This is a genomic window from Serratia sp. KH_031 (genome assembly GCF_057839655.1).
The window spans coordinates 4,416,569-4,441,045 of the sequence record NZ_CM174496.1 but is presented as its reverse complement, the minus strand read 5'-3'; the positions used below and the strand labels follow the sequence as shown (position 1 = coordinate 4,441,045).

Sequence of the window (24,477 nt, the reverse complement as noted above, 5' to 3'; positions counted from 1 at the left end):
AATGAGTGAAGCACGGATCATTGCCAAAGCGATGAAAGACGGAAAACCGGTACAAGATCTGGTTCTTTTGCCCGCTTTGGCGAACCGCCACGGCCTCATCACTGGCGCAACGGGAACCGGGAAAACTGTCACGTTGCAAAAAATGGCGGAGCAGTTCTCGCGTATTGGCGTACCGGTATTTTTGGCCGATGTGAAGGGCGATCTGTCCGGCATTGGTGCTGAAGCGGTGCCTTCTGAAAAATTACAGACGCGGCTGACGAACATTGGCGTCACCGACTGGCAGCCACAATCGTGCACCATTATTCCGTGGGATATTTTCGGCGAGAAAGGCCATCCGATCCGCGCCACGGTTTCTGACCTTGGACCGCTGCTGTTGGGGCGTTTGCTGGATCTGAATGAAGTGCAAAGCGGCGTGCTGCAACTGGTATTCAAAATCGCCGACGATAACGGCCTGCTGCTGCTGGACATGAAAGATCTACGAGCGATGGTGCAGTTTGTCGGCGACAACGCTAAACAGTTCCAAACCCAGTACGGCAATATCTCTTCGGCATCAGTCGGTGCTATCCAGCGTGGGTTGCTGACATTGGAAGAACAGGGGGCTAATCAGTTCTTTGGCGAGCCGATGTTGGACATCAACGATCTGATGAAAACCGACAGCAACGGGCACGGCATCATCAACCTGCTGGCGGCGGACAAATTGATCCAACAGCCAAAATTGTACTCCATATTCCTGTTGTGGCTACTGGCGGAGTTGTTTGAGCAGCTGCCAGAAGTGGGCGATCCGGAACAACCGAAACTGGTGTTCTTCTTTGATGAAGCGCATTTGTTGTTTAACGACGCGCCAGCGGCTCTATTGACGAAGATCGAACAGGTGGTGCGCTTGATTCGTTCGAAAGGCATCGGTATCTACTTTGTGACCCAAAACCCGTTGGATATTCCTGACAGCGTGTTGGGGCAGTTGGGTAACCGCGTACAACACGCGCTACGTGCCTTTACGCCACGCGATCAGAAAGCGGTGAAATCGGCGGCGCAAACCCTACGTGCCAATCCTGATTTTAATGCAGAAACGGCTATTACCGAGTTGGGTGTGGGTGAAGCGTTGGTGTCGTTCCTCGATGAAAAAGGTCGCCCCAACATTGTCGAGCGTGCCATGGTCATCGCGCCAGAATCGAAAATGGGCATGTTGGGTGCGGATGGCTTGAACAGCGCAATCAACAAATCACCGTTGTATGGGCGCTACGAAGATATGGTGGATCGCGAGTCGGCCTATGAGAAACTTTCCTCAGAAGGTTTCGCCACCGCAGGGCAACAGCAAACGGGGCAACCAGAGCAGAAAACGGCTCAGACTCAAACTCAGAACGATGGCGGTCTGATGGGCGGTCTGAACGAGATCCTGTTTGGCTCCACGGGGCCACGCGGCGGTAAACGCGATGGGATCGTCCAGACCGCAGCCAAGAGCATGGCGCGTGACTTGGGGCGTCAGATCCTACGCGGGGTTTTGGGCTCGATTATGGGCGGTCGGAAAAAGTAAGCTGAAATTATCTTCAGCAGCAGTAAACTAACGCGGTATTTTTTCTGTTGGATGCCTACATGCTGTTGCTGATCGATAACTACGACTCCTTTACTTACAACCTTTATCAGTACTTCTGCGAATTAGGTGCCGAAGTGCTGGTAAAGCGTAATGATGAACTGCAACTGGCTGATATTGAACGGCTGGCTCCGCAACACCTAGTTATTTCTCCCGGCCCCTGTACGCCGAATGAGGCGGGTATTTCTTTAGACGCCATTCGTCATTTCGCGGGTAAGTTACCGATCCTCGGCGTATGCCTTGGGCATCAGGCGTTAGGGCAAGCGTTTGGCGCTGATGTGGTGCGCGCCCGTGAAGTGATGCATGGCAAGACTTCCGCTATTCGCCATCTTAACCAAGGCGTGTTTACTGGCTTAAATAATCCGTTAACCGTCACCCGTTATCACTCATTGGTACTGGATGCGACGACCTTGCCGGACTGTTTTGACGTCACCGCTTGGAGCGAGCGCGATGGAGTCCGTGATGAGATCATGGGCATCCGTCATAAAGCGTTGTCGCTGGAAGGTGTGCAGTTCCACCCGGAAAGTATTCTCAGCGAACAAGGCCATCAATTGCTGGATAATTTCCTTAAAAGTTAAACTGTTAGGATTTTTTTGCCGTTGACGATGATTTAGGTTTGCCCTTGAGTGGTTTTTTATGCATATTTTGTGATTATATTTTCACTCAATGGCAACATGAAAACTAACACATGCTTAGGGATGCTTAATAATGACGGAAAAAAATGCAGTAAGTCGCAGCACCTTCGATAAGGTGATCCTGCCTGTTTATGCACCCGCTCAGTTTGTTCCGGTCAAAGGCAAAGGTAGCCGTGTCTGGGATCAGCAAGGCAAAGAATACATCGATTTCTCCGGGGGGATTGCGGTAACCGCCTTGGGGCATTGCCATCCGGCGCTAGTGGCTGCGCTGCACAAGCAGGGCGAAACGTTGTGGCATACCAGCAATGTGTTTACCAATGAACCCGCGCTACGTTTGGCAACCAAACTGATTAACGCCACTTTTGCCGATCGGGTGTTCTTTGCCAACTCTGGTGCAGAAGCTAACGAAGCGGCATTCAAACTGGCTCGTCACTACGCCATTACCCGTCACAGCCCATACAAAACCAAAATCATCGCTTTCAATAATGCGTTCCACGGTCGCACGCTGTTTACCGTTTCAGTCGGTGGTCAGCCGAAATATTCCGATGGCTTTGGCCCGAAACCGGCAGACATTGTGCATGTACCGTTCAACGATTTAGCGGCAGTGAAAGCAGTGATCGACGATCACACCTGCGCAGTGGTGATGGAGCCGATCCAAGGTGAGGGCGGTATTACGCCAGTTGAGGCGGAATTCCTACAAGGGGTGCGCAAACTGTGCGACAAACACAAAGCGCTGCTGGTATTTGATGAAGTGCAAAGCGGCATGGGGCGCAGCGGTAAGCTATTCGCCTACATGCACTACGGCGTCACGCCAGACATCCTGACCACCGCCAAAGCGCTGGGCGGCGGTTTCCCGGTTAGCGCCATGTTGACCACCGAAGAAATTGCCTCGGTGATGCAGGTGGGCACACACGGCACCACTTACGGCGGCAACCCGTTGGCCTGTGCGGTGGCGGAAGCGGCACTGGATGTGATCAATACGCCAGAAGTGTTGAGCGGCATCGAGCAACGGCACCGCTTGTATGTGCAGGCATTGCAGAAGATCGGCGAGAAATACGCTATTTTCACCGCTATTCGCGGCATGGGGTTGCTGATTGGTGCCGAGTTAACGGCAGAATATCATGGGCGCGCACGTGATTTCCTGACTGCGGCGGCGGCGCGTGGGTTGATGATCCTTAATGCAGGGCCGAACGTGATCCGTTTTGCCCCTTCGCTGGTGGTAGAAATTGAAGACATCGAACAGGGCATGGAATTGTTTGAACAAGCGGTGCAGGACGTAATTAACGCCTGAATTACTGTTCACCGAGTTTACGTTTCAACCAGATGCCGTGATGTGGGCGTTGCCGCCAAGCCAAGGACGAAATGGTGTGCATCACGCTGAGGTGAGACAGGATGCGCCGTAAATGGCGCTCCATCTCGGTGACGGGCATATCTGGGTGCAGATCTGGAGTTTCCATCATGCTGCTGCCACCGCTTGGTCCATCGTATTCCAAACGTTGCTGACAACTTTGCAGCGCGATTTCACAGCGCTGCAAATATTCTTCTGCCAGTTTGGGCGTCAGCATATAGTGCTCACGCGCCAGAATCGTCATCGCGTTCAAATGCTCGACAATAAACTGACTGTGAGTGATCCATAATCGCATATCTGCCAGATAGTTCGATTCGAACCCCGGTTCCTGCATTGCCTGATTCAACGAAGTAAACAACGCGTTATGTGCCTGATTAACCTGCATACGGGCATAGGCCAACTCGGTAGGGTCTGGTTCCTGTTTTTCCAACATCAAACGCAGCGCCGTCTGATCGTTCTCCAGCGCCTGATGGGCGTTTTTACGCAGCAAGCCACTTTGCCACTGCGGCCACAGCCAGATTGATCCGCCGAACACCAACACGCAGCCGGTCAGGGTATCGATCAGCCTCGGCACCAGGAAATCTTTCCCGTTAAGCGCCAGTAGTTGCAGGGTGTAAACCGCCGTGACGGTAAAGCCAATCACCGCCAAGCCGTAGTTTTTGCGCAGTATCAGATAGGCCGCCAAGGTAATCACCAACATCACGCCCAGCGTGGCGGTTTCCGGCATATGTAATTGCAGCAAACCCGCGGCAATCACTAATCCAATCAACGTACCTAGCGCACGGTGCTGGATACGCACCCGCGTGGCGTTATAGCCATTTTGGCTTACTAACATGATGGTCAACAATATCCAGTAAGGTTTGGGCAGGTTGAAAAAAATCCCCAAACTACTTCCCGCCGCCAATATCACGCCTAAGCGAGCGGCATTACGTAACGCGTTGGATTTGAATGACAGATAGCTAACTAGCGCCGGCCAGAATGGCAGACGTGATTGCCTGATCATTAGATTGCGGCGATACAGCGGATACTGGGTGCGCAGCAGGCGAGCAATGCGGCTGAAATGGTAATAGCAGAACTTACCGACCGGGTTATCGGCGTGTTGCAATGCCACTTTTTCCAGCGCCGCCAGTTCATTGGTCATGCTAAAACGCTGCGAGTGGTGATGGTAAAGAATGTCGTTGGCGACTACGCGCAAACGAGCGGCGATCACCTGCGCATTACGGCGGATGATGGCTTCGGCCTGACTCTGTGCCACCAGTTTTTGTACTTCTTCCGGCAAATGCAGGCTGACGGTGATGTGTTCTTGCAAATCGAGTGCGACTTGGAATGCGCGTTGCAGGCGTTTTTGCTCCATGTTGTTGGCATGGGGCAGGAAATTAAGTTGTTGATACAGCAGGCTGATAATGTCCATCACCTGTTGCTGACGTTGCAGCAATGGCGGCAGTGCGGTTTCTGGGTCAGTGTGCTGGGTCAGCAATGAATATTTAGCTTCCAAGTAATCTGCCAGTTGGCGATACAGCAAACTGAGTGACTCGCGCATCGGCTGCTCTTTCCACAGCTTGAACCAGAACCAAGTGAACAAGCCATACCAAGCGGTGCCGACGATATACAACAACGGCGCATGCCAGATCGGTACCGTACCGGCCATGCTGAGAGAGAAAATAGCGGCCACCATCGCAGCCGGTAGCATGCGAGCGTGGAGCGGACTGATTTCCCCGGTAACGCCGAGCAGTAATGCCAAACCGAGAACTAACCAAGGTAACGGGACGTGCCACAGTAGAGCCTGTTGTAACAGTAAGCTACTGAAGGCGAACAACAAACCGCCGACGATCAGGCGTTTGAAAAAGCGTTTATGGGGAGTATCTAAACCCGCGATATTGCAGCAGGCGGGAACCAAAGAAAACATCAGGCCGAGTTGCAGTGAGCCAATCAGCAGGCCGAATGCGACAGGCAGGCAAAGCACCAGCGTTTGTCGCAGTGCGTAATTCACTTCCGGGTGATAAATCAGCCGCCGCCACATGATGTTTTACCGATAAAAAAATGGCGCGAATTGATTATCGCGCCATTTTTTCTGGGATTAACGAGTACCGTATACCACGATGGTTTTGCCGTGTGCGGAGATCAGATTTTGATCTTCCAGCATTTTCAATATACGGCCAACGGTTTCGCGGGAGCAGCCGACGATCTGACCAATTTCCTGACGGGTGATTTTAATCTGCATACCGTCTGGGTGGGTCATGGCATCAGGTTGCTTCGCCAAGTTCAGTAGGGTTTGCGCGATACGTCCAGTCACGTCGAGGAAAGCGAGGTTGCCCACTTTTTCGGAAGTCACTTGCAGACGGTCTGCCATCTGCGCAGACAGGCGCATCAAAATGTCCGGGTTTACCTGAATCAGTTGGCGGAATTTTTTATAAGAAATTTCAGCCACTTCACAGGCAGTTTTTGCCCGAACCCAAGCACTGCGCTCCTGGCCTTCTTCAAATAATCCAAGCTCGCCGATGAAGTCCCCCTGATTGAGGTAGGACAAAATCATCTCTTTACCTTCTTCATCTTTGATCAGCACCGCTACGGAGCCTTTCACGATGTAGTAAAGCGTTTCGGCCTTTTCACCTTGGTGAATCAGCGTACTCTTGGATGGATATTTGTGGATATGGCAATGAGACAGGAACCATTCGAGAGTCGGGTCTGTTTGCGGTTTGCCGAGAACCATTCGCTGTTATCCTCTGTTGTAATCTATCTGTATCGCTGGGATCAGAGTTCCCTGTCAAACAAGCTGAAGCCGGGTGTGAGATAATGGGCTATCAGAAAGTTTTGAGGTGTTCGATAAAAATACGCCGTCGCCCTAGCATATTAACTTGCTACCGGAGCTGCAAGCTACATTCTGTTAACATAACGATATCAGGACTTTTCTATAGACTGCCCCGAAACCCATGTTCCAGAAAGTGTTATTTCGGCTCTGTTTGTAGCACAGAGTGAGGCAAGTGTCTTGTGTTGTCTCGCTTCAGCATGATTAGTGTCAGGTTCCGTTGCCAGTTTCACGGTGAAAGCGTAGTCTGACATTCAGAAATTAACCGGAGTAACCATTATGTATGCAAGAGTTAAGTGGATAGAAGATTTGACATTTTTGGGTGAATCCGCGTCTGGTCATCAGGTTTTGATGGATGGCAATGCGGGTGAAAAAGCGCCAAGCCCAATGGAGATGGTATTGATGGCTGTTGGGGGATGCAGCGCTATCGATGTGGTCTCTATCCTGCAAAAAGGACGCAATGACGTGCGTGATTGTGAGGTAAAACTCACCTCTGAGCGCCGTGAAGAAGTTCCGCGTACTTTTACCCATATCAACTTGCATTTTATTGTTACCGGTAAAGAACTTAGCGATAAGGCTGTTGAACGTGCGGTCGATCTTTCTGCTGAGAAATATTGCTCAGTGGCGCTGATGCTGGGTAAAGCCGCAAAAGTGACCCACAGCTTTGAAATTCAGCTCGTCGAATAACCTTACCAAGCATAGCGTTGGCACAGCCGACGCAGCAGATCGAGAAATCGCCGCGCCGTAATGGTTAGCGGCGATTTTTGCGAATACAGCACGCAATACTGCGCTGGCGGCAAACTGGTGATCGGCAATGTGACCAGACGATGCTCTAGACCAAAAGGTGCCTGCATCGCACGCGCGACAATGGTGAGGTAATCGGCGTTCAACACTAGACTCAACCCGCTAACGACCGAATCTGAACGAATGGGTGCCATATCGAGCTGTTGATAAAAGGTGCCGAGCTCAGATTGCAGATACTGGTAGTAGCCCATATCCGTTTCCGGTAACAGCCATTTGGCCGAGCGGAGTTCATCTAGCGAGGTAGCTTTCGCAAGTGGGTGGCTGTGGCGAGCGATAATACCGAATGAGGCATTGAACAGCGGTTCACACACCAATTCCTCCAGCGGTAGTTCGGGGCTGACGCTACCGACGACAAAATCCAGCTTTCCTTCACGTAACGCAGGTAACAAGGTAGAAAGTTGAGCTTCTCGGATCACCAGACTGGCTTGTGGAAACTGAGATCTGAAAGCTTCTGTGAGCTCCGGTAGCACAGTCAGTGCTAATAGCGAAGACAGCCCCAGCGCCACCGTACCCTGACCATGTTGTTCTATTTGCTCAATTTCTTCTGCCGCTCTTTGTAACTCTTCCAGAATAAACTGCATTCGCTGAGCAAAAGCGCGCCCGGTTTCCGTCAGCGTCATGCCCTGATTACTGCGCATAATCAACTGGGTATCGAGTGCTAACTCCAGTTCGCGCAAGCTACGGCTCACCGCCGGTTGTGATTGTTGTAAAGCCCGTGCTGCGCCGCGAATACTGCCGCTGCGAATGATTTGTTGAAACACTTTCAATTGCTGGATCTTGGGCAAATAACGCACGTCTTCCCCCCTATAACTAAAAAGCATCACTCAATAGATAATTGCATCTTATGCCGTTGGTATAAAGGCGATATTTTCATCATTCCTGCATAACGTATTGTTATTAAAAACATAAAGTGACGAAGATCACATTATCCACTGTTGTCGGCAAGGAGGCTGTTTGTCGGCGTGATAACTCAAAGGAATACTGGTCATGAACCCACGTTCGTTGATGATTTTTTTACTATTTACCGGGTATGTCATTGTTTATATAGACAAGACAGTGATGGGGTTTGCTCTGCTACCGATTGAGCGAGAATTCAATTTGCAGGCGGAACAACTGGGTTATATCACCGGTATGTTTTTCCTCGCTTATTCACTGTTCCAGATCCCTGCGGGTTGGCTGAATGACCGTTTTGGCTTCAAGAAGGTGTTGTGCAGCTCGCTATTGATGCTCGGCGGCTTTGCTTTGTGCTTTGGTATGTTGGGCTTTAGTTTGGGGCTGTTGGTGGTATTCCGCTTTCTTTCTGGTATTGGTCATTCCGGTTATCCCAGTTCCTGCGCTAAAGCGGTAGTGGCTAATTTTCCCTTGGAACAACGTACTTTTGCGCAGTCGATACTGCTTTCTTCCGCGGGTTTGGCGATGACGGCAGGGCCGTTAGTCGCCGTTTACTGTCTGGATCATATTGGCTGGCGCGGTTCCTTCTCTGCATTAGGTTTGCTGGCGTTTGTGGTTGCCGCCTGCATTCTGTTTCTGGTGCCTAACCCACCCCAAGCGGCCAAAACCCAACCAGGTACCGTGGGCGCCAGCTATCGTGCGTTACTCAAGAATCCGACAGTGATCCTGCTGTTCGTGGCGATTTTCTGCATCAACATTCCGTCCTACGGCCTGATGGCTTGGCTGCCCAAGTTTTTGGTACAGCAACGGGGCATGGAAATGGGCGTCTCCAGTTTGGTGGTCGCCGCTGGGGGATTAGGGATTTGGATCTCTTCGCTCGGCACCGGCTGGTTGGTCGGGCGCTATATGCAAGGACGTGAACCTATCGTTATCTGCATCTGCTCGTTGCTGAGCGCCTTGTGTATCTGGCTGGTTTACACCTCTTCGACTGCCGTAGCTGCTGGGCTGCTGCTGTTCTTGGGGTATATCTTCCTGATGGCTGCGTTTGTCACGGTGTTTACATTACCGATGAAGCGTATTCCCACGGAAATCATGGGTGCGGCGATGGGGATTATTAATACCGGCGGCACCTTGGGCGGCTTTGTGGCACCGATAGCGATGGGGTATCTGATTACGGTCAGTCAGGGTTACATGACGACGTTTGTTTTCCTGGCTAGCGCCATGGTGGTGGCTGGGTTGGTTATTTTGCCGTTGGTGAATAAGTCACACCAACCGGCGTTGAACGAGGGAAGTTTATGATGAATATTGACGCGCAAATTACTGCAGTGAAAGACGATGTATTACGTTGGCGCCGCCACTTGCATGCGAATCCTGAGTTGTCGTTTCAGGAAGCCAAAACCGCCGATTACATTGCCGAACAACTGGCTGGATTTGAGGGGTTGACGATACGCCGCCCGACACCGAATAGCGTGGTGGCTGAACTGGTCGGTGCGCAGCCGGGGCCATGCTACGCGTTACGGGCGGATATGGATGCATTGCCGATTCAGGAAGAAAGCGATGAACCCTTCTGCTCGACTCATCCGGGGGTGATGCACGCGTGTGGGCACGATGCTCACAGCGCCATGCTACTTGGAGCCGCTAGCGTATTGTGCCAACTGCGTTCACAACTGCATGGTTCGGTACGCTTTATCTTCCAACATGCAGAAGAAGTGCCGCCGGGTGGCGCTCAGGAACTGGTTGATTTGGGTGTGTTGGAAGGCGTGAAGATGATCTTCGGCCTGCATGTGATGCCTAATTTCCCGACCGGTGAGGTCGGTTTTAAGGAAGGCGTGTTCAGCGGCTCTAGCGATAACTTCGATATCATCATTCAAGGGAAAGGTGGCCATGGCTCCATGCCGCACTTGTGTATCGATCCGGTGGTCATTGGCGCGGAAATCGTAACGGCATTACAACTGGTTGTGGCACGTAAGTTAGACCCACTGCAGGTTCCGGTACTGACGGTTGCTACTTTCCAGGCGGAAGGCGGTTACAACATCATTCCTGACAGTGTACGGCTCGCCGGAACGTTGCGTACCCATAATGCCGATGTGCGTGAGCGCGTACCGCAGTTGGTGGCGCAAACCGTGGCGGGGATCACCGAGGCTCACGGCGCGGGCCATGAAATTCGTTGGACGCGTGGTTATGCCATTGGTAACAACCACCCGGAAGCCTGCACGGTGGCTCGTGAGGTCATTACCGAGGTTGTTGGCGCACAATCAATGCGAGAAATGGCTGCACCGTTCTTCGGTAGCGAGGATTTCTCCTCGTATCAACAGCAGGTTCCGGGCTGCTTCCTGTTTATCGGCAGCGGTAATGAGCAAATTGGGGCGATTTACGGCGTGCATCATCCACGTTTCAAACTGGATGAAGCCGCGCTGCAAATCGGTGTGAAATTGCATGTTGGTTTCATCCGTCGTTTGCTGATGGCGTAACGCTTTACTCGATCTTTTTCCCTTCCAACAGGCGCTGCACCAGCGGCGCCATAATCAGCTCCATCGCCAGCCCCATCTTGCCACCCGGCACCACCAACGTGTTGATATGAGAAATGAACGAACCTTGCAGCATCGCGAGCAGATAAGGGAAATCGATCTGATCCAGACCACGGAAGTGGATCACCACAAAGCTTTCATCTAGCGATGGGATCGCTTTGGCGGCGAACGGATTGGAAGTATCCACCGTCGGTACGCGCTGGAAGTTGATATGGGTGCGTGAGAATTGCGGTGTGATGTAACTGATATAGTCTTCCATCGAACGCACTACTGAATCCATCACCGCTTCGCGGGAGTGACCGCGCTCGCCGGTATCGCGAACCAGCTTCTGTATCCACTCCAAGTTGACGATCGGCACCACACCTACCAACAGATCGACGTGTTTTGCTACGTCATGATGATCAGTGACGACGCCGCCGTGCAGTCCTTCATAAAACAACACGTCTGTCGGCTCTGGCAGTGGTTCCCACGGGGTAAAGGTGCCTGGTACTTGATCGTAAGGTACCGCTTCATCGTAGGTGTGGAGATATTTGCGCGAACGCCCTTTGCCAGTGCTGCCGTATTCGATAAAGCTTTGTTCCAGCAGGCCGAAATCGTTAGCTTCGGGGCCGAAGTAGCTGATATGTCTACCCATATCGCGGGCTTTACGGATCGCGGAGTCCATTTCTGGTCGGGTGTAGCGATGGAAACTGTCGCCTTCCAACTGGGCAGCCCGCATATTCAATTGCTGGAAGATTTTGCGGAATGCCAGGCTAGTGGTGGTGGTACCCGCTCCGCTGGAACCGGTCACGGCAATAATCGGATGTTTGGCTGACATGGCAAGGCTTGCTCCATCTAAGGTGACAATACTGCATTGTTACCCGATTTTTCCGAACCATCCTAGTGCTGTTATTAATTAAATCTCTTCCTGCCCTGCTCGAAACTGTCCGCGCGGCATGATATTCACCGTCTCATGCAGTTCTGACCAAATGAGTACCACTTCGCCACTTTGTAGTTGGCGGCGCACGTCGTCCACCTTCTGTTCCAACGAGCGTTCATGCTCACCGTAGTCGGTGCCTTCGCGCAGTACAAAGGATTCGATCAGGCTATTGAGCGTCTCAGTTTCCAACTCTTTCCAAGGGATAATCACGTCTTAGGTTCCAGATAAGGGGCTAGCCAGGATGGAATACGGTATTCCAACCACATGTGCGGTTTTTTCAAGCTTCCGCCGACAAAGCCGACATGGCCGCCAAATTCGGTAAGCTGATATTCGATATTCTGCGGCAGGTTAGTGGCTTGCGGGATCACTTCATCGGTCATGAAAGGATCGTCCTTGGCATGGATGATCAACGTTGGCGTCTGGATCTTCGGTAACAGCGGCAAAGCGCTGCAACGGCGATAGTAATCCGTGGCGTCACTGAAGCCATGAATGCGTGCGGTAATCACGTCGTCAAAATCACGCAAGCGGCGTAATTCCAACACTTGTGACAGTTTAAGCGGCAAACTATCGGGATGATGTAGGATCTTGCGGATAGCGTTCTGCTTTAGTTGCTCCAGTAGATAACGCTGATAGACGCGGGAAAAACCGTTCTCAATGCGATATGAACAGGCTTCCAGCATCAGCGGAGCAGAGACGATCACCGCTGCTTGTAACAGGCTATCGTCGCCTTGCTGTGCTAAATAACAAGCCAGCATATTTCCGCCGAGGGAAACGCCCACCGCAGCGGTTGGCACTTCGCCAAACTGCTCACGCAACCATTTCAGGAAGAAGCGTGCATCTTCGGTTTCACCGGAGTGATAGATACGTTGTTTACGATTGGGCACGCCGCTGCAACCACGAAAATGCATCACCACGCCGAGCCAACCCTGTTCGCGCCAAGCGTTCAGTAAACCGTGAGCATAAGGGCTGTAAAAACTGCCTTCCAAACCGTGGAACAGCACCACGCGTGGCTTGTGGCGAGCTTGCTGCGGATCTTCTGTCCAAGCGAGATCGACAAAGTCACCGTCTGGTAATTCCAAGCGTTGCCAATGGGGTTTTAGCGACACACGGCGGCGCACCAGCCGAGGTAGCAAGGTTTGCAAATGTGGATTACTGGCACCACTCAAGGGGCGAAATGTTTCATGCATAGGGTGAATGAAAATCTTATTGTGGGATCGATTCGGCACTGTTAGCTTCGCTAATAATCATACTGCAAAAATCATTAGGGTGAGGAGCATCCATCTCATGGAACTGAGTTTATTTTTATCGCTGTTAGGTTTCCTGTGGGTAGCCGCCATCACGCCGGGCCCGAACAATATGTTGCTGACGACCTCTGGGGCCAATTTTGGATTCACTCGTTCGCTGTGGCTGATGATTGGCATCATGCTCGGAATGCAGAGTATTTTGCTGCTGGTGGCGTTTGGCGTCGGTAGTCTGATTCTGGTTTATCCTGCGTTGCATCTTATTCTGAAGATCCTCGGTAGTGTGTATTTGCTCTGGCTGGCGTGGAAAGTGGCGACTGCGACTTACGAAAAGCTGGAAACTGATGTGGCACCACCGAAACCGATCCGTTTGTATCAGGGCTGGTTATTGCAGTTTTTAAACCCTAAGGCTTGGTTAATGGCGTTAGGCGCGGTAGCGAGTTTCAGCTTGTCAGGGGCGCAATACAATCATTCGATTGTGGCGATCGCCGTGGGTATTTTCATCGTTAATATTGTGGCCGGTGTGATTTGGCTGGGTTTTGGCACGGTGATCGGTCATTTGCTAAGTAGTAAGAAAGCCTGGGTTATTTTTAACGTTTCCATGGGGTTGCTGACGGCGGCTTGCGTTCTATTGATTTGGCATTAGGAATGAATGATGAATAACTACTTCCACGTCGACGCTTTTGTCGGCGAAGGTTTGCGCGGTAATCCCGCCGGCGTTTATTTGCTGAGTCAGGCGGCGAGTGCGCAGGAGATGCAGACCATCGCCAATGAGCTGAACCTGCCGGAAACCAGTTTTGTTTGGCAGGCCAAAGGGAGTTATCACCTGCGTTGGTTTACCCCGCATCGTGAGGTCGATCTGTGCGGCCACGGTACGCTGGCGGCGGCGCATGTAGTGTTTAAGGAAGTGAATCCGGCTCTGACGGAGCTGCGTTTCCAATCCGCTAGCGGTGAGTTGCTGGTCAAACGCGATAAGCAGCACGATGGGCGGTTAATCCTCGATTTCCCATCACGCCCCGCGCAACAGGTTAGCGAGCCAACACAGTTGGCTGAGTTGCTTGGCGCACAGCCGTTAACGGTGTGGCAGGCTAAGGCGTTGCTGGTGGTATTGGAAAGTGAAGCGCAGGTGCGTGCGCTACAACCCCATATTCCTGCTCTGATTGCCATGACCGGACGGGCGGTGATCGCAACGGCTCCAGGTGATACAGTGGATTTCGTCTCGCGTTATTTCACTTTAGATGGCGGTGAAGATCCGGTTACGGGGTCGGCACACTGCACGTTGATGCCTTACTGGACGGAAAGATTAGGTCGGCAAGCGTTGCTCGCTCGGCAAATTTCTCCACGCGGTGGCGAGCTGTTTTGTGAGTCGCAAGGCGAGCGCACACTGCTCGGCGGTTATGCCTCAGTGTTTTTACGCGGACAAATCACCGGTTAATCAGGTAGTACTGCGTTCTACTAATTGCCAGTCCAGCACTTCGTTGCTGGGCGGTAACTGAGGATCTTGGATTTTTGCTAGCAACAATTGCACGCTGCGTACACCGAACTGATGCATTGGCTGCTCGATAGTCGAAAGCGGTGGGGTGGTGACGGTGCCAAACGGCACGCCATCGAAACCGATCACCGCCATGTCTTGCGGGATGCGCAACCCGCGTTGATGCAAGGTGCTCATCGCGCCACCAGCAATCACGTCGGAAATAGCGAATATCGCGTCTGGCGGCTGCGCGTCAGCCAGCAGACGATCCATTGCCTGTGCCCCAGCGGCATAATCCAACCCTTCTACATACTCGACGCGGCAATAGGTCAATCCAAGCTCCGCTAGCGCCCGACGATACCCTTGTTCACGCTGCTGCGAGTAGAGATAGCGCATATCACTATTAATCAAGGCGATACGCTGACGGCCCTTGCTCGCCAGATGTTGCACACCCGCCATTGCCGCTTGCTGGTTATCAATAGTGACCGACGAGGCGCGAAATTCAGGATCGCCTTCACCGCATTGCACCCAAGGGAAATCGCCGATCATTGCCGTCAAACCCGGTAGGCAACTGACCGCATCCATAGTGATCACCCCATCGACCACTTTGCCGCTCAGTAGCTTGAGATAGGCGGATTCACGCGTCGGGTTGGATTCAGAATTACACAGCAAAATATGGTAGCCGTGGCGCTCGGCTTCTTCCTCAATACCGCGAACCACCAATGAGCAGAAGGGGTTGGTGATGTTAGAAACCAGCACTAACAGCATACGGCTGCGTGAAGTGCGCAACTGGCGCGCCAACAGATTGGGCTGATAATCACATTCGCGGATCGCTGCCAGTACTTTATCGCGTGTTGCAGGCTTAACGATCTGCTGGCCGTTAAGTACGCGCGATACCGTGGCAGGTGACACTCCGGCGATTTTCGCCACTTTTTCGATCGACATGATTTGCTGTTCCTTCTGCTTATTGGCCCGGCTCAGTATGCGGCAACGAGTGCAAAAAGCTGAATGGCTCAATGGCTTTGTGATGTGGATTACAAATTCAGCCACTGAATAAGAATTACTACATTAATCAGGTTGCCGAAAAAAAGAAATCGATTACATTTTGTTCATGGCAGAAATGAAATCGATTTCATTTGACGATTTCGTTGTATTCCGCCCGGTTCCTGACGGTATCGAGGTGAAGGATGCAGATTCAATTACAACTGGCGACGACGGACGACCGTGCGGCGATCGCTCAACTGATTCACAGCTCAACCAATGTTTGGTATCAGCGGCATGGTATGGCGGCGATTTTCCCCGATGAGGCGGAAAGTTGCGGGCTGTTTGTTGATGTTTACCAGCAGCTAGATGCGGGTCACCACTGGATTGCTCGCGATGAACAGGGCGTGCTGTGTGGTTCCTGCTTCTTCCACCCACGCGAAACTCACTTAGGGCTGGGCATTATGAATGTCCACCCAGACTATTTTGGCCGTGGCATCGCGGCGCAGTTGCTGACCAAAGCCGATGAACTGGCAGGGGCACTGCCGCAACGGTTGCTCTCCAGCGCGCTCAATCTAGATTCCTATGCGCTCTATCACCGCGCCGGTTTTGCACCCTATGCAGTTTATCAAGATATGGCGATTACGGTGCCACAACAGGGATTCACCTTTCCGCGCTTAACGCGTGGCCGGGTTCGTCAGGCGCAGCCAGCGGATTTGCCCGGCATTCTGCAATTGGAATATGAACTGTTGGGCATTGCTCGGCGGCGCGATATCGAATTTTTCCTTAACGATCAAAGTGGTTATTGGCGAACCGTAGTCTGGGAACTGGACGGCGGCATCGGCGGTTATTTGGCGTCGGTCGCGCATCCGGCTTCGCGGATGTTGGGGCCGGGGTGCAGCCACAGTGAGGAAATCGCGCTGGATCTACTCAGTTGGATGCTCGACAGCCACCATCGCGGCTGTACGCCAGTGGTGTTAGTGCCAGCGCAGCGATCGGCGCTCAGCCAAGTATTGTTGCGCTGGGGCGGGCGGATTTGCGAATTACATTTAGCGCAGGTGAAAGGCCATGCGCAACAACCCGGCGGTGTGGTGATGCCGTCCTTTCTGCCGGAAAGCGGTTAAACACAACAAAACAAATACCGATGGGGGAATTATGCAAACTGACAGCGTGGCCTTAGGGGCCAAAAGTGTCACCTTCAAATGGGTAGTGCCGCGATTGGCACTGATGATGTTTTTGCAATTCTTCGTCTGGGGGGCGTGGTACGTCACCCTTGGCGTGGTGATGGGCAAATACGGCATGGCGGCGATTATCGGCGATGCCTATTCCACCGGGCCGATTGCCTCGATCCTGTCGCCGTTTGTGCTGGGTATGGTGGTGGATCGTTTCTTCGCCTCGCAGAAGGTGCTTGGTCTGCTGCATTTGGTGGGCGCGGCGCTGCTGTGGTGGATGCCGGGCTTTTTCGCCGACCAACAAAGCGGCCTGTTGTGGGTGATCTTCGGTTATATGCTGTGTTACATGCCGACTATCGCGCTCAGCAATAACGTGGCGTTCTACAGCCTTAGCAACAGCGAAAAAGCGTTCCCGGTGGTGCGAGCGTTTGGCACCTTGGGGTGGATTGTCGCTGGGCTCATCGTGGGCGCAACGGGGTTATCTGACAGCACTGGCATTTTCACGCTGGCGGCAATCGCCTCGTTGGTATTAGCGATTTACAGCTTCACTTTGCCGCATACTCCGGCACCGGAGCGTGGTAAACCGGTGAAGATGCGCGATCTATTGTGTGCTGACGCGTTCGCGATGCTCAAACAGCGGCATTTCCTGATCTTTATCATCTGCGCCACGCTGATCTCTATCCCACTGGCCGCTTATTACGCCTACGCGGCCCCGTTCGTGGCGGCTACCGGTTTCACTAACGTTGGTGGCGTGATGTCGCTGGGGCAGATGTCCGAACTGTTCTTCATGCTGTTGATCCCGTTCCTGTTTGTTCGGTTGGGTATCAAGATCATGCTGCTGATCGGCATGCTGTCATGGTGTCTGCGTTATGTGATGTTCGCACTCGGTATCACTGAAGAACTGCGCTGGATGATTTACCTCGGCATTATCCTGCACGGCATGTGTTACGACTTCTTCTTCGTAATCGGTTTTATCTACACCGACAAAGTCGCGGGTGAGAAGGTGAAAGGTCAGGCGCAAAGTCTGCTGGTGCTGTTCACCTATGGCCTTGGCATGTTAATCGGTTCGCAAATCAGCGGTGCGCTATTCAATCGTATGGTCACCGCGGAGGGCGCAGCGGCACTGCCACAGTGGCAAAGTTTCTGGTGGTATCCGGCTATTGGTGCGTTGCTGATTGCGGCACTGTTCTTCTTCACTTTCAACTACCGCGAAACGCCGGAAGGAGAGAAAAAAGATGGCTGATTTGCGTGTATTGGTGGTGGGGTGCGGCAACATGGGCGCTTCGCACGCTGCGGCGTATCACGAGATGGATGGTGTGACGATTTGTGGATTGGTGGCGCGTGGTGATTCGCGTCACGCGCTCAATCAACGGTTAGGTGGCGGCTACGCGTTATTCAATGACTTCACCGATGCGTTAGCGCAAACAAGACCGGATGCGGTCTGCCTGACGACCTATCCCGACACCCACGAAGCTTACGCCTTGCAAGCGCTGGCGGCGGGTTGTCACCTGTTTATTGAGAAACCCTTGGCGACCCGCGTAGAAGGGGCTGAACGGGTGATCGCCGCCGCGCGCACCGCCAAACGGCAGGTGGTGGTGGGCTACATTTTGCGTCATCACCCTTCGTGGCAGCGGTTTGTCACGCTGGCACGTGGTTTGGGTAAACCACTGGTGATGCGCATGAACCTCAATCAGCAAAGCCATGGCCAAATGTGGAATGTGCATCGCAACTTGATGCAGTCGTTATCGCCGATCGTGGATTGTGGTGTGCATTACCTCGACGTGATGTGCCAAATGACCCAATCGGAGCCGATTAGTGTCAGTGCCATCGGAGCGCGGCTTAGCGATGAACTGCCAGTGGAGATGTACAACTACGGTCAATTGCAGGTGCGTTTTGCCGACGGTTCGGTTGGCTGGTACGAGGCAGGTTGGGGGCCGATGATCAGCGAAACGGCATTCTTTGTGAAAGACGTTATTGGCCCCAACGGTTCGGTGTCGATTGTGGCGCGACAGGCTGCCGCCACTGGAGAATCCGATAACGTTGACGCGCACACTCGTACCGAATCGCTGCGAGTGCATCACGCGTCGCTCGATGCCAATAACCAGTTTACTCAAGCGGATGAATGGATTGATTGTCAGGGTGAACCTGATCATCTGGCGCTGTGCCGCAGCGAACAGCAATTTTTCTTACAGGCGATCCAGCAAGGAACCGATCTCAATGACCATTGGCGCGATGCGATTAACAGTCTGCGTGTGGTGCTGGCGGCAGATCAGGCGGTGCGTAGCCAGACCACGGTGAACTTAGGGAGAGAAGTATGAAAACTATCAAGGGGCCGGGATTGTTTCTGGCGCAGTTTATCGGTTCACAAGCGCCGTTTAATTCGTTGGACGGATTAGCACAATGGGCGGCGGGTCTGGGTTTTTGCAGTGTGCAGATCCCAACTAACGATCCGGCTATTTTCGATCTAGCGCGGGCGGCAGCCAGTCAGGATTACTGTGATGAGGTGCGTGAGCGCTTGGCGCAGTACGGAATTAGCATTAGTGAGCTGTCCACTCATCTGCAAGGGCAATTGGTGGCGGTGCATCCGGCTTATGACTTGGCATTCGACGGTTTCGCTCCAGAAGCATTGCGTGGTAATCCGACGGCTCGGCAGGCATGGGCCAGCGAGCAGTTGTTGTTAGCGGCGCAGGCTTCGCAACGTTTGGGTTTAACCGCGCACGTGACGTTTTCTGGCGCGTTAGCTTGGCCGTACTTCTATCCGTGGCCGCCGCATAATGCGTTGTTATTGGAAGAGGCCTTCAGCCAGTTGGCGCAGCGTTGGCGACCGATTCTGGATGCATTTGACGATGCGGGTGTTGACCTGTGTTACGAGCTGCATCCGGGGGAAGATCTGCACGATGGCGTCACTTTCGAGCGTTTTTTGCGACAGGTCGGCAATCATCCTCGTTGCCATATTCTTTACGATCCGAGCCATTTGCACCTACAGCAAATGGATTATCTCGGGTTTATTGATGTTTATCATCAACGTATCCGGGCATTTCACGTTAAAGATGCTGAATACCGATCGAGCGCTCGTAGCGGCGTGTACGGCGGTTATCAACCGTGGTTGGAGCGACCGGGACGTTTTCGTTCACTGGGAGATGGTCAAATTGATTTCGCCGCCATTTTCAGTAAGTTGGCGCAGTACGATTTTCCCGGTACGGCGACCTTGGAGTGGGAGTGTTGCCTGAAATCACCGGAAGCAGGGGCGCGTGAAGGGGCGGCATTTATCGCCCGCCATATTATTCCCGTTGCCGAACGGGCGTTTGATGATTTCGCCGCGGGCAGTAGTAATCGCTCGCAAGTTAGAAAAATGCTCGGGCTGGAGGGCAAGGCATGAGATTACGTTTAGGTATGGTAGGCGGAGGGGAGGGGGCATTTATCGGTGCGGTTCACCGTCTGGCCGCGCGAATGGATGATGAATTCACGCTGGTGGCTGGGGCGTTTTCGTCTGACTGGGACAATTGCCAGCGTACTGGCGCACTGCTGCATTTAGAACCGCAACGTTGTTATCGCGATTTCCAGCAGATGGCGCAGGCGGAGGCCGCACGTGACGATGGTATTAACGCGGTGGCGATCGTCACCCCCAATTATCTGCATGCGCCAGTGGCGACGGCTTTCCTTAATGCAGGTATTGATGTCATTTGCGACAAACCGCTATGCAACAGCTACGCCGAGGCACTGCAACTGGCGGAAACGGTGCGGCGCAGCGGGCGACAACTGATTCTGACTCATAACTACAGTGCTTATCCGCTGATTCGCGAAGCACGCAGCCGGGTATTGGCCGGGGAGCTGGGGGAGTTGCGCTTTGTCGAGGTGGAATATTTGCAAGAGTGGTTGGCGCAGCCGTTGGAACGAACCGACAACAAGCAGGCCAGTTGGCGATCCGATCCGCAGAAAGCGGGTGCTGGCTGCATCGGTGACGTTGGCACCCACGCTTGGCAACTGGCGCAGTTTGTTAGCGGTCAACTGCCGCAGGCTATCAGCGCTGAGTTGAACCGTTTTATCGCTGGTCGCCAGTTGGACGATGATGTCCGAGTGCAAATGCGTTATGCCAACGGCGCACGTGGTCGGCTGTGGGCGAGCCAGGTCGCCTGTGGTCACGAGAATGGATTGCGACTGCGCATTTACGGCAGCGAAGGAAGTTTGGAGTTTAACCAAGAAAACCCCAACCAACTGTGGATGCGTCCACGGGATAGGTCAGCGTTTTGCATTACTCGCGGTGCGGCGGCTCAATCGGCGGAAAGTCGGGCGTTGGTGCGAGTGCCAGCGGGGCACCCTGAAGGATATTTGGAAGGGTTTGGGCAAATTTATCGCGAAGCGGCGCAATGCCTGCGTCATGGCCCCGGTGCCGCACCCTTGCTACCGGGGATAGAAACCGGTGTGCAAGGAATGGCATTTATCGAAACCGCCCTGCGCAGCAGCGCCGCTGGCGGTCAATGGCTTGAACTTATAGCTCCATAAGTAATAAAGAATATTTTTTTATTCTTTTATTGCTCGTCACTGCTCAGATAAAACTGTCGGTAACGAAACAGACTTTTATCAACGGGGCGAATTATGGCGGGCAAACTTTTCTCATTACGCAGTGTGGCGCTGCTGGTTGCGGCACTCTCTGCGGCCAGTGTTCAAGCGGTGGATGTCACCGTGGCCTATCAAACCTCGGCCGAGCCGGCCAAGGTGGCGCAGGCAGAAAACAGTTTTGCCAAGCAATCGGGTGCTAACGTCGATTGGCGTAAATTCGATAGCGGCTCCAGCGTATTACGCGCCTTGGCATCTGGTGATGTGCAGATCGGTAATATCGGCTCTAGTCCGTTAGCGGTCGCAGCCAGCCAAAAACTCCCCATTGAAGTTTTCTTGATCGCCTCGCAGCTCGGCAGTTCCGAAGCGTTGGTGGTAAAAAACGAAATCAAAACACCGCAAGATCTGATTGGCAAACGCATCGCAGTGCCGTTTATTTCAACCACTCATTACAGCTTGCTGGCGGCGCTGAAGCATTGGGGCATTAAACCTGAACAAGTGAAAATCCTCAACCTGCAACCTCCGGCGATTGCCGCCGCTTGGCAACGTGGTGACATTGATGGCGCTTACGTTTGGGCTCCGGTGGTCAATGAATTGGCGAAGCAGGGCAAGGTGCTGACCGACTCAGAACAGGTCGGGCAATGGGGTTCGCCAACGCTGGACGTGTGGGTCGTGCGTAAAGATTTCGCCGAGCAGCATCCTGAGGTAGTGACGGCGTTTGCGGCGACCACTCTTGCGGCGCAAAAAGCGTATCTGACACAGCCTGAGCAATGGCTAAAGGATAAAAAATATCTGAGCACCTTGGCGCGACTGAGCGGCGTGCCGGAAGAACAGGTGCCGGAACTGGTAAAAGGCAACCGCTACTTGCCGGTGGCGGATCAAATTACCCAGTTGGGGCAACCAGTGGATAAAGCCATTCAAGATACCGCCGAGTTCCTCAAACAGCAGGGCAAGATCCCGCAGGTGGACAGAGATTACAGCGCCTTTGTCACCGACCGTTTTGTGAAGCAGGTTCAGGCTGCGCCGCAGTCGTAAGGGGGAGAGATGCTCAACGTTAATCACCTTTTTGCCGACTATCAGGGGCGTGCGGCGCTGCGCGATGTTTCGTTCCAGATTGCCGCCGGGCAATTGGTGGTGGTGCTCGGCCCATCGGGCTGCGGTAAAACCACCTTATTGAACTCTATTGCCGGGTTTATTCAGCCTTCATCTGGCAGCATCACGTTAGAGGGTGTGCCCGTTAACGGCCCCGGAGCCGAGCGGGGCGTGGTGTTCCAGCATGAAGGTTTACTGCCGTGGCGTAACGTGGTGGATAACGTTGAGTTCGGTTTACAGTTGGCGGGCGTGGAGAAAGCGCAACGACGCAAAGTGGCGCAACGGATGTTACAACGTGTGGGTTTGGAGGGGTATGAGCATCATTTTATCTGGCAACTTTCCGGTGGTATGCGGCAGCGAGTGGGTATTGCGCGAGCGTTGGCGGCAGATCCGCGTTTGTTGTTATTGGATGAGCCGTTTGGCGCGTTAGACGCATTCACCCGTGAACAAATGCAGGAGCTGTTGCTGACCATTTGGCGTGATACCGGCAAACAGATATTGCTGATTACTCATGACATTGAAGAGGCGGTATTTCTTGCGAGTGAATTGCTGCTGTTGTCACCGGGACCGGGGCAGGTGGTTGAACGGCTGCCGCTGAACTTTGGGCAGCGCTATGCCGATGGTGAACCGTGCCGTGCGATTAAATCCGATCCTGAGTTTATCGCGCAACGCGAATACGTGTTGGGCAAGGTCTTCCAACAGCGGGAGGTGTTGCTATGAGCCTGCATTCTACCTTGAAAGCCGTCGGTCAGCCGGTGGTACGCCGTATCGCGTTACCACGAACCGTCTGGTTGAGCGGTGCCACGTTGCTCGCAGTCTTGCTGGTTTGGTGGTGCGTGACGGCGCTACAACTGATTAGCCCACTGTTTTTGCCCGCTCCGCAGCAGGTATTGCATCAACTGGTCACGATCGCCAGTCCGCAGGGCTTTATGGATGCCACGCTGTGGCAGCATCTGGCCGCCAGTCTGGGGCGGATTTTGCTCGCACTGTTGGCGGCGGTGGTGATTGGTGTGCCTGTCGGCATCGCGATGGGGTTGAACGAGACGGTGCGCGGTATTCTCGATCCGCTGATAGAAATCTATCGCCCGATACCGCCGCTGGCTTATTTACCGTTGATGGTGATTTGGTTCGGTATTGGTGAAACCTCGAAAATCCTGCTGATTTATTTAGCAATCTTCGCACCGGTCGCACTTTCAACCGTGGCTGGCGTGCGCAGTGTGGCGCAGGTACGCGTGCGAGCAGCGCAATCGTTAGGGGCTGACCGTTGGCAGATATTACGTTGGGTGGTTTTACCGAGTGCGTTACCGGAGATTTTAACCGGCATCCGTATTGGGCTCGGTGTCGGCTGGTCAACGCTGGTGGCGGCCGAGTTGATCGCCGCCACCCGTGGTTTGGGCTTTATGGTGCAATCCGCCGGTGAGTTTTTGGCGACCGATGTGGTACTCGCCGGCATTAGCGTCATTGCCATTATCGCCTGTGCATTAGAGCTGGGGCTACGAGCCTTACAGCGCCGTTTAACCCCGTGGCATGGAGTACAACATTGAACGAACGTTTGGTCATCACCCCGCTGGAACCTGCCATTGGCGCGTTAGTCGAGAATGTGGTGCTGTCGCGGCCGTTGGGCGATAGCCAGTTTGAACAGCTTTATCATGCGTTGTTGAAACATCAGGTGCTGTTTTTCCGCAATCAACCGATCACGCCGTTGCAGCAACGCGAGCTGGCTGGACGCTTTGGCGATCTGCATATTCATCCGGTATACCCACATGCGCCAGACGTTGAAGAAATCATCGTGTTGGATACGCATGACGATAACCCGCCGGATAATGACAACTGGCACACTGACGTGACCTTTATCGAGAATCCGCCGTTGGGGGCGATTTTGGCAGCGAAACAGTTACCTGCGAACGGTGGTGATACGCTGTGGGCGAGTGGGATTGCCGCTTTTGAGGCATTATCAGTACCCTTTAAACAATTGTTGGCTGGGTTGCAGGCGGAACACGATTTCACCAACTCCTTCCCAGAATATCGGCATCGCGATAGCGAAGAACAACATCAGCGCTGGCAGCGGGCGGTGCAAAGCAACCCACCGTTGTTACATCCGGTAGTGCGCACCCATCCAGTCAGTGGCAGGCAAGCGCTGTTCGTCAACGAAGGATTTACCACGCGGATTGTGGATCTGGCACCGAAGGAGGGCGAAGCGCTGCTGAACTTCCTATTTGCTCATATTACAAAACCGGAATTTCAGGTGCGTTGGCGCTGGCAGGAAAACGATATTGCGATTTGGGATAACCGCGTGACGCAACATTACGCCAATGCGGATTATCTGCCGCAGCGGCGCATTATGCACCGTGCGACAATATTGGGAGATAAGCCGTTTTATACTCTAAATAATTGGAGTTGCATCACAAAAAGGCGTCAGCCTTTTTGAACAGCGCTTGCGCTGG

At 53.3% G+C, this 24,477-nt stretch carries 24 protein-coding genes; 17 read left to right on the top strand and 7 right to left on the bottom strand.

Translation table 11 applies throughout. The features are described from left to right. Position 1 precedes the first annotated feature (1 nt). From AC3ISQ_RS20145 to argD, 3 genes are all read left to right on the top strand, one after another. On the top strand, positions 2-1,531 hold the full coding sequence (locus AC3ISQ_RS20145) for a helicase HerA-like domain-containing protein (RefSeq protein ID WP_489349368.1): 1,530 nt from the start codon (positions 2-4) through the stop codon (positions 1,529-1,531). A gap of 59 nt (positions 1,532-1,590) precedes the next feature. After that, a complete protein-coding gene (locus AC3ISQ_RS20140) occupies positions 1,591-2,166 on the top strand; it encodes an aminodeoxychorismate synthase component II (RefSeq protein ID WP_489349367.1) in 576 nt (191 codons plus the stop codon). Between the two features lie 130 nt (positions 2,167-2,296). Further along, on the top strand, positions 2,297-3,514 hold the full coding sequence (gene argD, locus AC3ISQ_RS20135) for a bifunctional acetylornithine/succinyldiaminopimelate transaminase (RefSeq protein ID WP_489349365.1): 1,218 nt from the start codon (positions 2,297-2,299) through the stop codon (positions 3,512-3,514). A gap of 1 nt (position 3,515) precedes the next feature. Here argD and AC3ISQ_RS20130 read toward each other — a convergent pair whose 3' ends face one another. After that, the gene (locus tag AC3ISQ_RS20130; protein WP_489349363.1) at positions 3,516-5,591 is read right to left on the bottom strand and encodes a YccS/YhfK family putative transporter; all 2,076 of its coding nucleotides are present in this window, start codon (positions 5,589-5,591) and stop codon (positions 3,516-3,518) included. 57 nt (positions 5,592-5,648) lie between these two features. Next, positions 5,649-6,281, bottom strand: a complete 633-nt coding sequence (gene crp, locus AC3ISQ_RS20125) for a cAMP-activated global transcriptional regulator CRP (RefSeq protein WP_489349361.1) — start codon at positions 6,279-6,281, stop codon at positions 5,649-5,651. Between the two features lie 375 nt (positions 6,282-6,656). Between crp and AC3ISQ_RS20120 the strand changes: the two genes are divergently transcribed. Beyond that, positions 6,657-7,064, top strand: coding sequence for an OsmC family protein (locus tag AC3ISQ_RS20120; protein WP_489349360.1), 408 nt, complete (start codon positions 6,657-6,659; stop codon positions 7,062-7,064). A gap of 2 nt (positions 7,065-7,066) precedes the next feature. On the opposite strand, the gene AC3ISQ_RS20115 is transcribed toward AC3ISQ_RS20120, so the two are convergent. Continuing rightward, positions 7,067-7,975, bottom strand: coding sequence for a LysR substrate-binding domain-containing protein (locus AC3ISQ_RS20115; RefSeq protein WP_489349359.1), 909 nt, complete (start codon positions 7,973-7,975; stop codon positions 7,067-7,069). 193 nt (positions 7,976-8,168) lie between these two features. Between AC3ISQ_RS20115 and AC3ISQ_RS20110 the strand changes: the two genes are divergently transcribed. Together AC3ISQ_RS20110 and AC3ISQ_RS20105 are read left to right on the top strand one after the other, a co-directional pair. Further along, positions 8,169-9,371, top strand: a complete 1,203-nt coding sequence (locus AC3ISQ_RS20110; RefSeq protein ID WP_489349357.1) for an MFS transporter — start codon at positions 8,169-8,171, stop codon at positions 9,369-9,371. After that, positions 9,368-10,543 carry an amidohydrolase gene (locus AC3ISQ_RS20105; protein WP_489349355.1) on the top strand — a complete coding sequence of 392 codons (1,176 nt, stop codon included), beginning with the start codon at positions 9,368-9,370 and terminating at the stop codon, positions 10,541-10,543. Before AC3ISQ_RS20110 ends, AC3ISQ_RS20105 begins: the two co-directional genes overlap by 4 nt. Before the next feature lie 4 nt (positions 10,544-10,547). Here AC3ISQ_RS20105 and AC3ISQ_RS20100 read toward each other — a convergent pair whose 3' ends face one another. From AC3ISQ_RS20100 to AC3ISQ_RS20090, 3 genes are all read right to left on the bottom strand, one after another. Then, positions 10,548-11,417, bottom strand: a complete 870-nt coding sequence (locus AC3ISQ_RS20100; protein ID WP_489349353.1) for a phosphoribulokinase — start codon at positions 11,415-11,417, stop codon at positions 10,548-10,550. 78 nt (positions 11,418-11,495) lie between these two features. Further along, entirely contained in the window at positions 11,496-11,729 is a 234-nt protein-coding gene (locus AC3ISQ_RS20095) for a YheU family protein (RefSeq protein WP_489349351.1), read from the bottom strand. Continuing rightward, the gene (locus AC3ISQ_RS20090) at positions 11,726-12,706 is read right to left on the bottom strand and encodes a hydrolase (protein ID WP_489349349.1); all 981 of its coding nucleotides are present in this window, start codon (positions 12,704-12,706) and stop codon (positions 11,726-11,728) included. Before AC3ISQ_RS20090 ends, AC3ISQ_RS20095 begins: the two co-directional genes overlap by 4 nt. 97 nt (positions 12,707-12,803) lie before the next feature. Between AC3ISQ_RS20090 and AC3ISQ_RS20085 the strand changes: the two genes are divergently transcribed. Together AC3ISQ_RS20085 and AC3ISQ_RS20080 are read left to right on the top strand one after the other, a co-directional pair. Beyond that, positions 12,804-13,406, top strand: coding sequence for a LysE family translocator (locus tag AC3ISQ_RS20085; protein WP_489349347.1), 603 nt, complete (start codon positions 12,804-12,806; stop codon positions 13,404-13,406). 6 nt (positions 13,407-13,412) lie between these two features. Next, a complete protein-coding gene (locus AC3ISQ_RS20080) occupies positions 13,413-14,195 on the top strand; it encodes a PhzF family phenazine biosynthesis protein (protein ID WP_489349345.1) in 783 nt (260 codons plus the stop codon). Here the strand turns inward: AC3ISQ_RS20080 and AC3ISQ_RS20075 are convergent, their stop codons facing one another. Further along, positions 14,196-15,176 carry a LacI family DNA-binding transcriptional regulator gene (locus tag AC3ISQ_RS20075; protein WP_489349344.1) on the bottom strand — a complete coding sequence of 327 codons (981 nt, stop codon included), beginning with the start codon at positions 15,174-15,176 and terminating at the stop codon, positions 14,196-14,198. Between the two features lie 242 nt (positions 15,177-15,418). On the opposite strand from AC3ISQ_RS20075, the gene AC3ISQ_RS20070 reads away from it, so the two are divergent. The 9 genes from AC3ISQ_RS20070 to tauD all read left to right on the top strand — a co-directional run bounded on the left by AC3ISQ_RS20070 (position 15,419) and on the right by tauD (position 24,461). Then, on the top strand, positions 15,419-16,336 hold the full coding sequence (locus AC3ISQ_RS20070; protein ID WP_489349342.1) for a GNAT family N-acetyltransferase: 918 nt from the start codon (positions 15,419-15,421) through the stop codon (positions 16,334-16,336). 31 nt (positions 16,337-16,367) lie between these two features. Continuing rightward, positions 16,368-17,627, top strand: a complete 1,260-nt coding sequence (locus AC3ISQ_RS20065) for an MFS transporter (protein WP_489349340.1) — start codon at positions 16,368-16,370, stop codon at positions 17,625-17,627. After that, on the top strand, positions 17,620-18,702 hold the full coding sequence (locus AC3ISQ_RS20060) for a Gfo/Idh/MocA family protein (RefSeq protein WP_489349339.1): 1,083 nt from the start codon (positions 17,620-17,622) through the stop codon (positions 18,700-18,702). The genes AC3ISQ_RS20065 and AC3ISQ_RS20060 overlap by 8 nt, the downstream gene beginning before the upstream one ends. Then, positions 18,699-19,763: a sugar phosphate isomerase/epimerase family protein gene (locus AC3ISQ_RS20055; RefSeq protein WP_489349337.1), complete on the top strand. Its 1,065-nt coding sequence runs from the start codon at positions 18,699-18,701 to the stop codon at positions 19,761-19,763. The genes AC3ISQ_RS20060 and AC3ISQ_RS20055 overlap by 4 nt, the downstream gene beginning before the upstream one ends. Then, on the top strand, positions 19,760-20,887 hold the full coding sequence (locus AC3ISQ_RS20050; RefSeq protein WP_489349335.1) for a Gfo/Idh/MocA family protein: 1,128 nt from the start codon (positions 19,760-19,762) through the stop codon (positions 20,885-20,887). Before AC3ISQ_RS20055 ends, AC3ISQ_RS20050 begins: the two co-directional genes overlap by 4 nt. Positions 20,888-20,980: 93 nt before the next feature. After that, a complete protein-coding gene (gene tauA, locus AC3ISQ_RS20045) occupies positions 20,981-21,976 on the top strand; it encodes a taurine ABC transporter substrate-binding protein (protein WP_489349333.1) in 996 nt (331 codons plus the stop codon). Between the two features lie 9 nt (positions 21,977-21,985). Further along, positions 21,986-22,753 carry a taurine ABC transporter ATP-binding subunit gene (tauB, locus tag AC3ISQ_RS20040; protein ID WP_489349331.1) on the top strand — a complete coding sequence of 256 codons (768 nt, stop codon included), beginning with the start codon at positions 21,986-21,988 and terminating at the stop codon, positions 22,751-22,753. Further along, positions 22,750-23,577 (top strand): taurine ABC transporter permease TauC, encoded by an 828-nt coding sequence (gene tauC / locus AC3ISQ_RS20035; protein WP_489349329.1) that lies wholly within the window; start codon positions 22,750-22,752, stop codon positions 23,575-23,577. Before tauB ends, tauC begins: the two co-directional genes overlap by 4 nt. Continuing rightward, positions 23,574-24,461: a taurine dioxygenase gene (tauD, locus tag AC3ISQ_RS20030; protein ID WP_489349328.1), complete on the top strand. Its 888-nt coding sequence runs from the start codon at positions 23,574-23,576 to the stop codon at positions 24,459-24,461. The genes tauC and tauD overlap by 4 nt, the downstream gene beginning before the upstream one ends. Positions 24,462-24,477 lie beyond the last annotated feature (16 nt).

Coding starts and splice junctions, on each gene's coding strand:
- AC3ISQ_RS20075 (WP_489349344.1), bottom strand. CDS start 15,176: ATGTCGATCGAAAAAGTGGCGAAAATCGCCGGAGTGTCACCTGCCACG.
- AC3ISQ_RS20080 (WP_489349345.1), top strand. CDS start 13,413: ATGATGAATAACTACTTCCACGTCGACGCTTTTGTCGGCGAAGGTTTG.
- argD (WP_489349365.1), top strand. CDS start 2,297: ATGACGGAAAAAAATGCAGTAAGTCGCAGCACCTTCGATAAGGTGATC.
- AC3ISQ_RS20070 (WP_489349342.1), top strand. CDS start 15,419: ATGCAGATTCAATTACAACTGGCGACGACGGACGACCGTGCGGCGATC.
- tauC (WP_489349329.1), top strand. CDS start 22,750: ATGAGCCTGCATTCTACCTTGAAAGCCGTCGGTCAGCCGGTGGTACGC.
- AC3ISQ_RS20105 (WP_489349355.1), top strand. CDS start 9,368: ATGATGAATATTGACGCGCAAATTACTGCAGTGAAAGACGATGTATTA.
- AC3ISQ_RS20065 (WP_489349340.1), top strand. CDS start 16,368: ATGCAAACTGACAGCGTGGCCTTAGGGGCCAAAAGTGTCACCTTCAAA.
- AC3ISQ_RS20060 (WP_489349339.1), top strand. CDS start 17,620: ATGGCTGATTTGCGTGTATTGGTGGTGGGGTGCGGCAACATGGGCGCT.
- AC3ISQ_RS20120 (WP_489349360.1), top strand. CDS start 6,657: ATGTATGCAAGAGTTAAGTGGATAGAAGATTTGACATTTTTGGGTGAA.
- AC3ISQ_RS20140 (WP_489349367.1), top strand. CDS start 1,591: ATGCTGTTGCTGATCGATAACTACGACTCCTTTACTTACAACCTTTAT.
- AC3ISQ_RS20090 (WP_489349349.1), bottom strand. CDS start 12,706: ATGCATGAAACATTTCGCCCCTTGAGTGGTGCCAGTAATCCACATTTG.
- AC3ISQ_RS20110 (WP_489349357.1), top strand. CDS start 8,169: ATGAACCCACGTTCGTTGATGATTTTTTTACTATTTACCGGGTATGTC.
- AC3ISQ_RS20085 (WP_489349347.1), top strand. CDS start 12,804: ATGGAACTGAGTTTATTTTTATCGCTGTTAGGTTTCCTGTGGGTAGCC.
- AC3ISQ_RS20145 (WP_489349368.1), top strand. CDS start 2: ATGAGTGAAGCACGGATCATTGCCAAAGCGATGAAAGACGGAAAACCG.
- tauA (WP_489349333.1), top strand. CDS start 20,981: ATGGCGGGCAAACTTTTCTCATTACGCAGTGTGGCGCTGCTGGTTGCG.
- crp (WP_489349361.1), bottom strand. CDS start 6,281: ATGGTTCTCGGCAAACCGCAAACAGACCCGACTCTCGAATGGTTCCTG.
- AC3ISQ_RS20050 (WP_489349335.1), top strand. CDS start 19,760: ATGAGATTACGTTTAGGTATGGTAGGCGGAGGGGAGGGGGCATTTATC.
- AC3ISQ_RS20055 (WP_489349337.1), top strand. CDS start 18,699: ATGAAAACTATCAAGGGGCCGGGATTGTTTCTGGCGCAGTTTATCGGT.
- tauB (WP_489349331.1), top strand. CDS start 21,986: ATGCTCAACGTTAATCACCTTTTTGCCGACTATCAGGGGCGTGCGGCG.
- AC3ISQ_RS20130 (WP_489349363.1), bottom strand. CDS start 5,591: ATGTGGCGGCGGCTGATTTATCACCCGGAAGTGAATTACGCACTGCGA.
- AC3ISQ_RS20100 (WP_489349353.1), bottom strand. CDS start 11,417: ATGTCAGCCAAACATCCGATTATTGCCGTGACCGGTTCCAGCGGAGCG.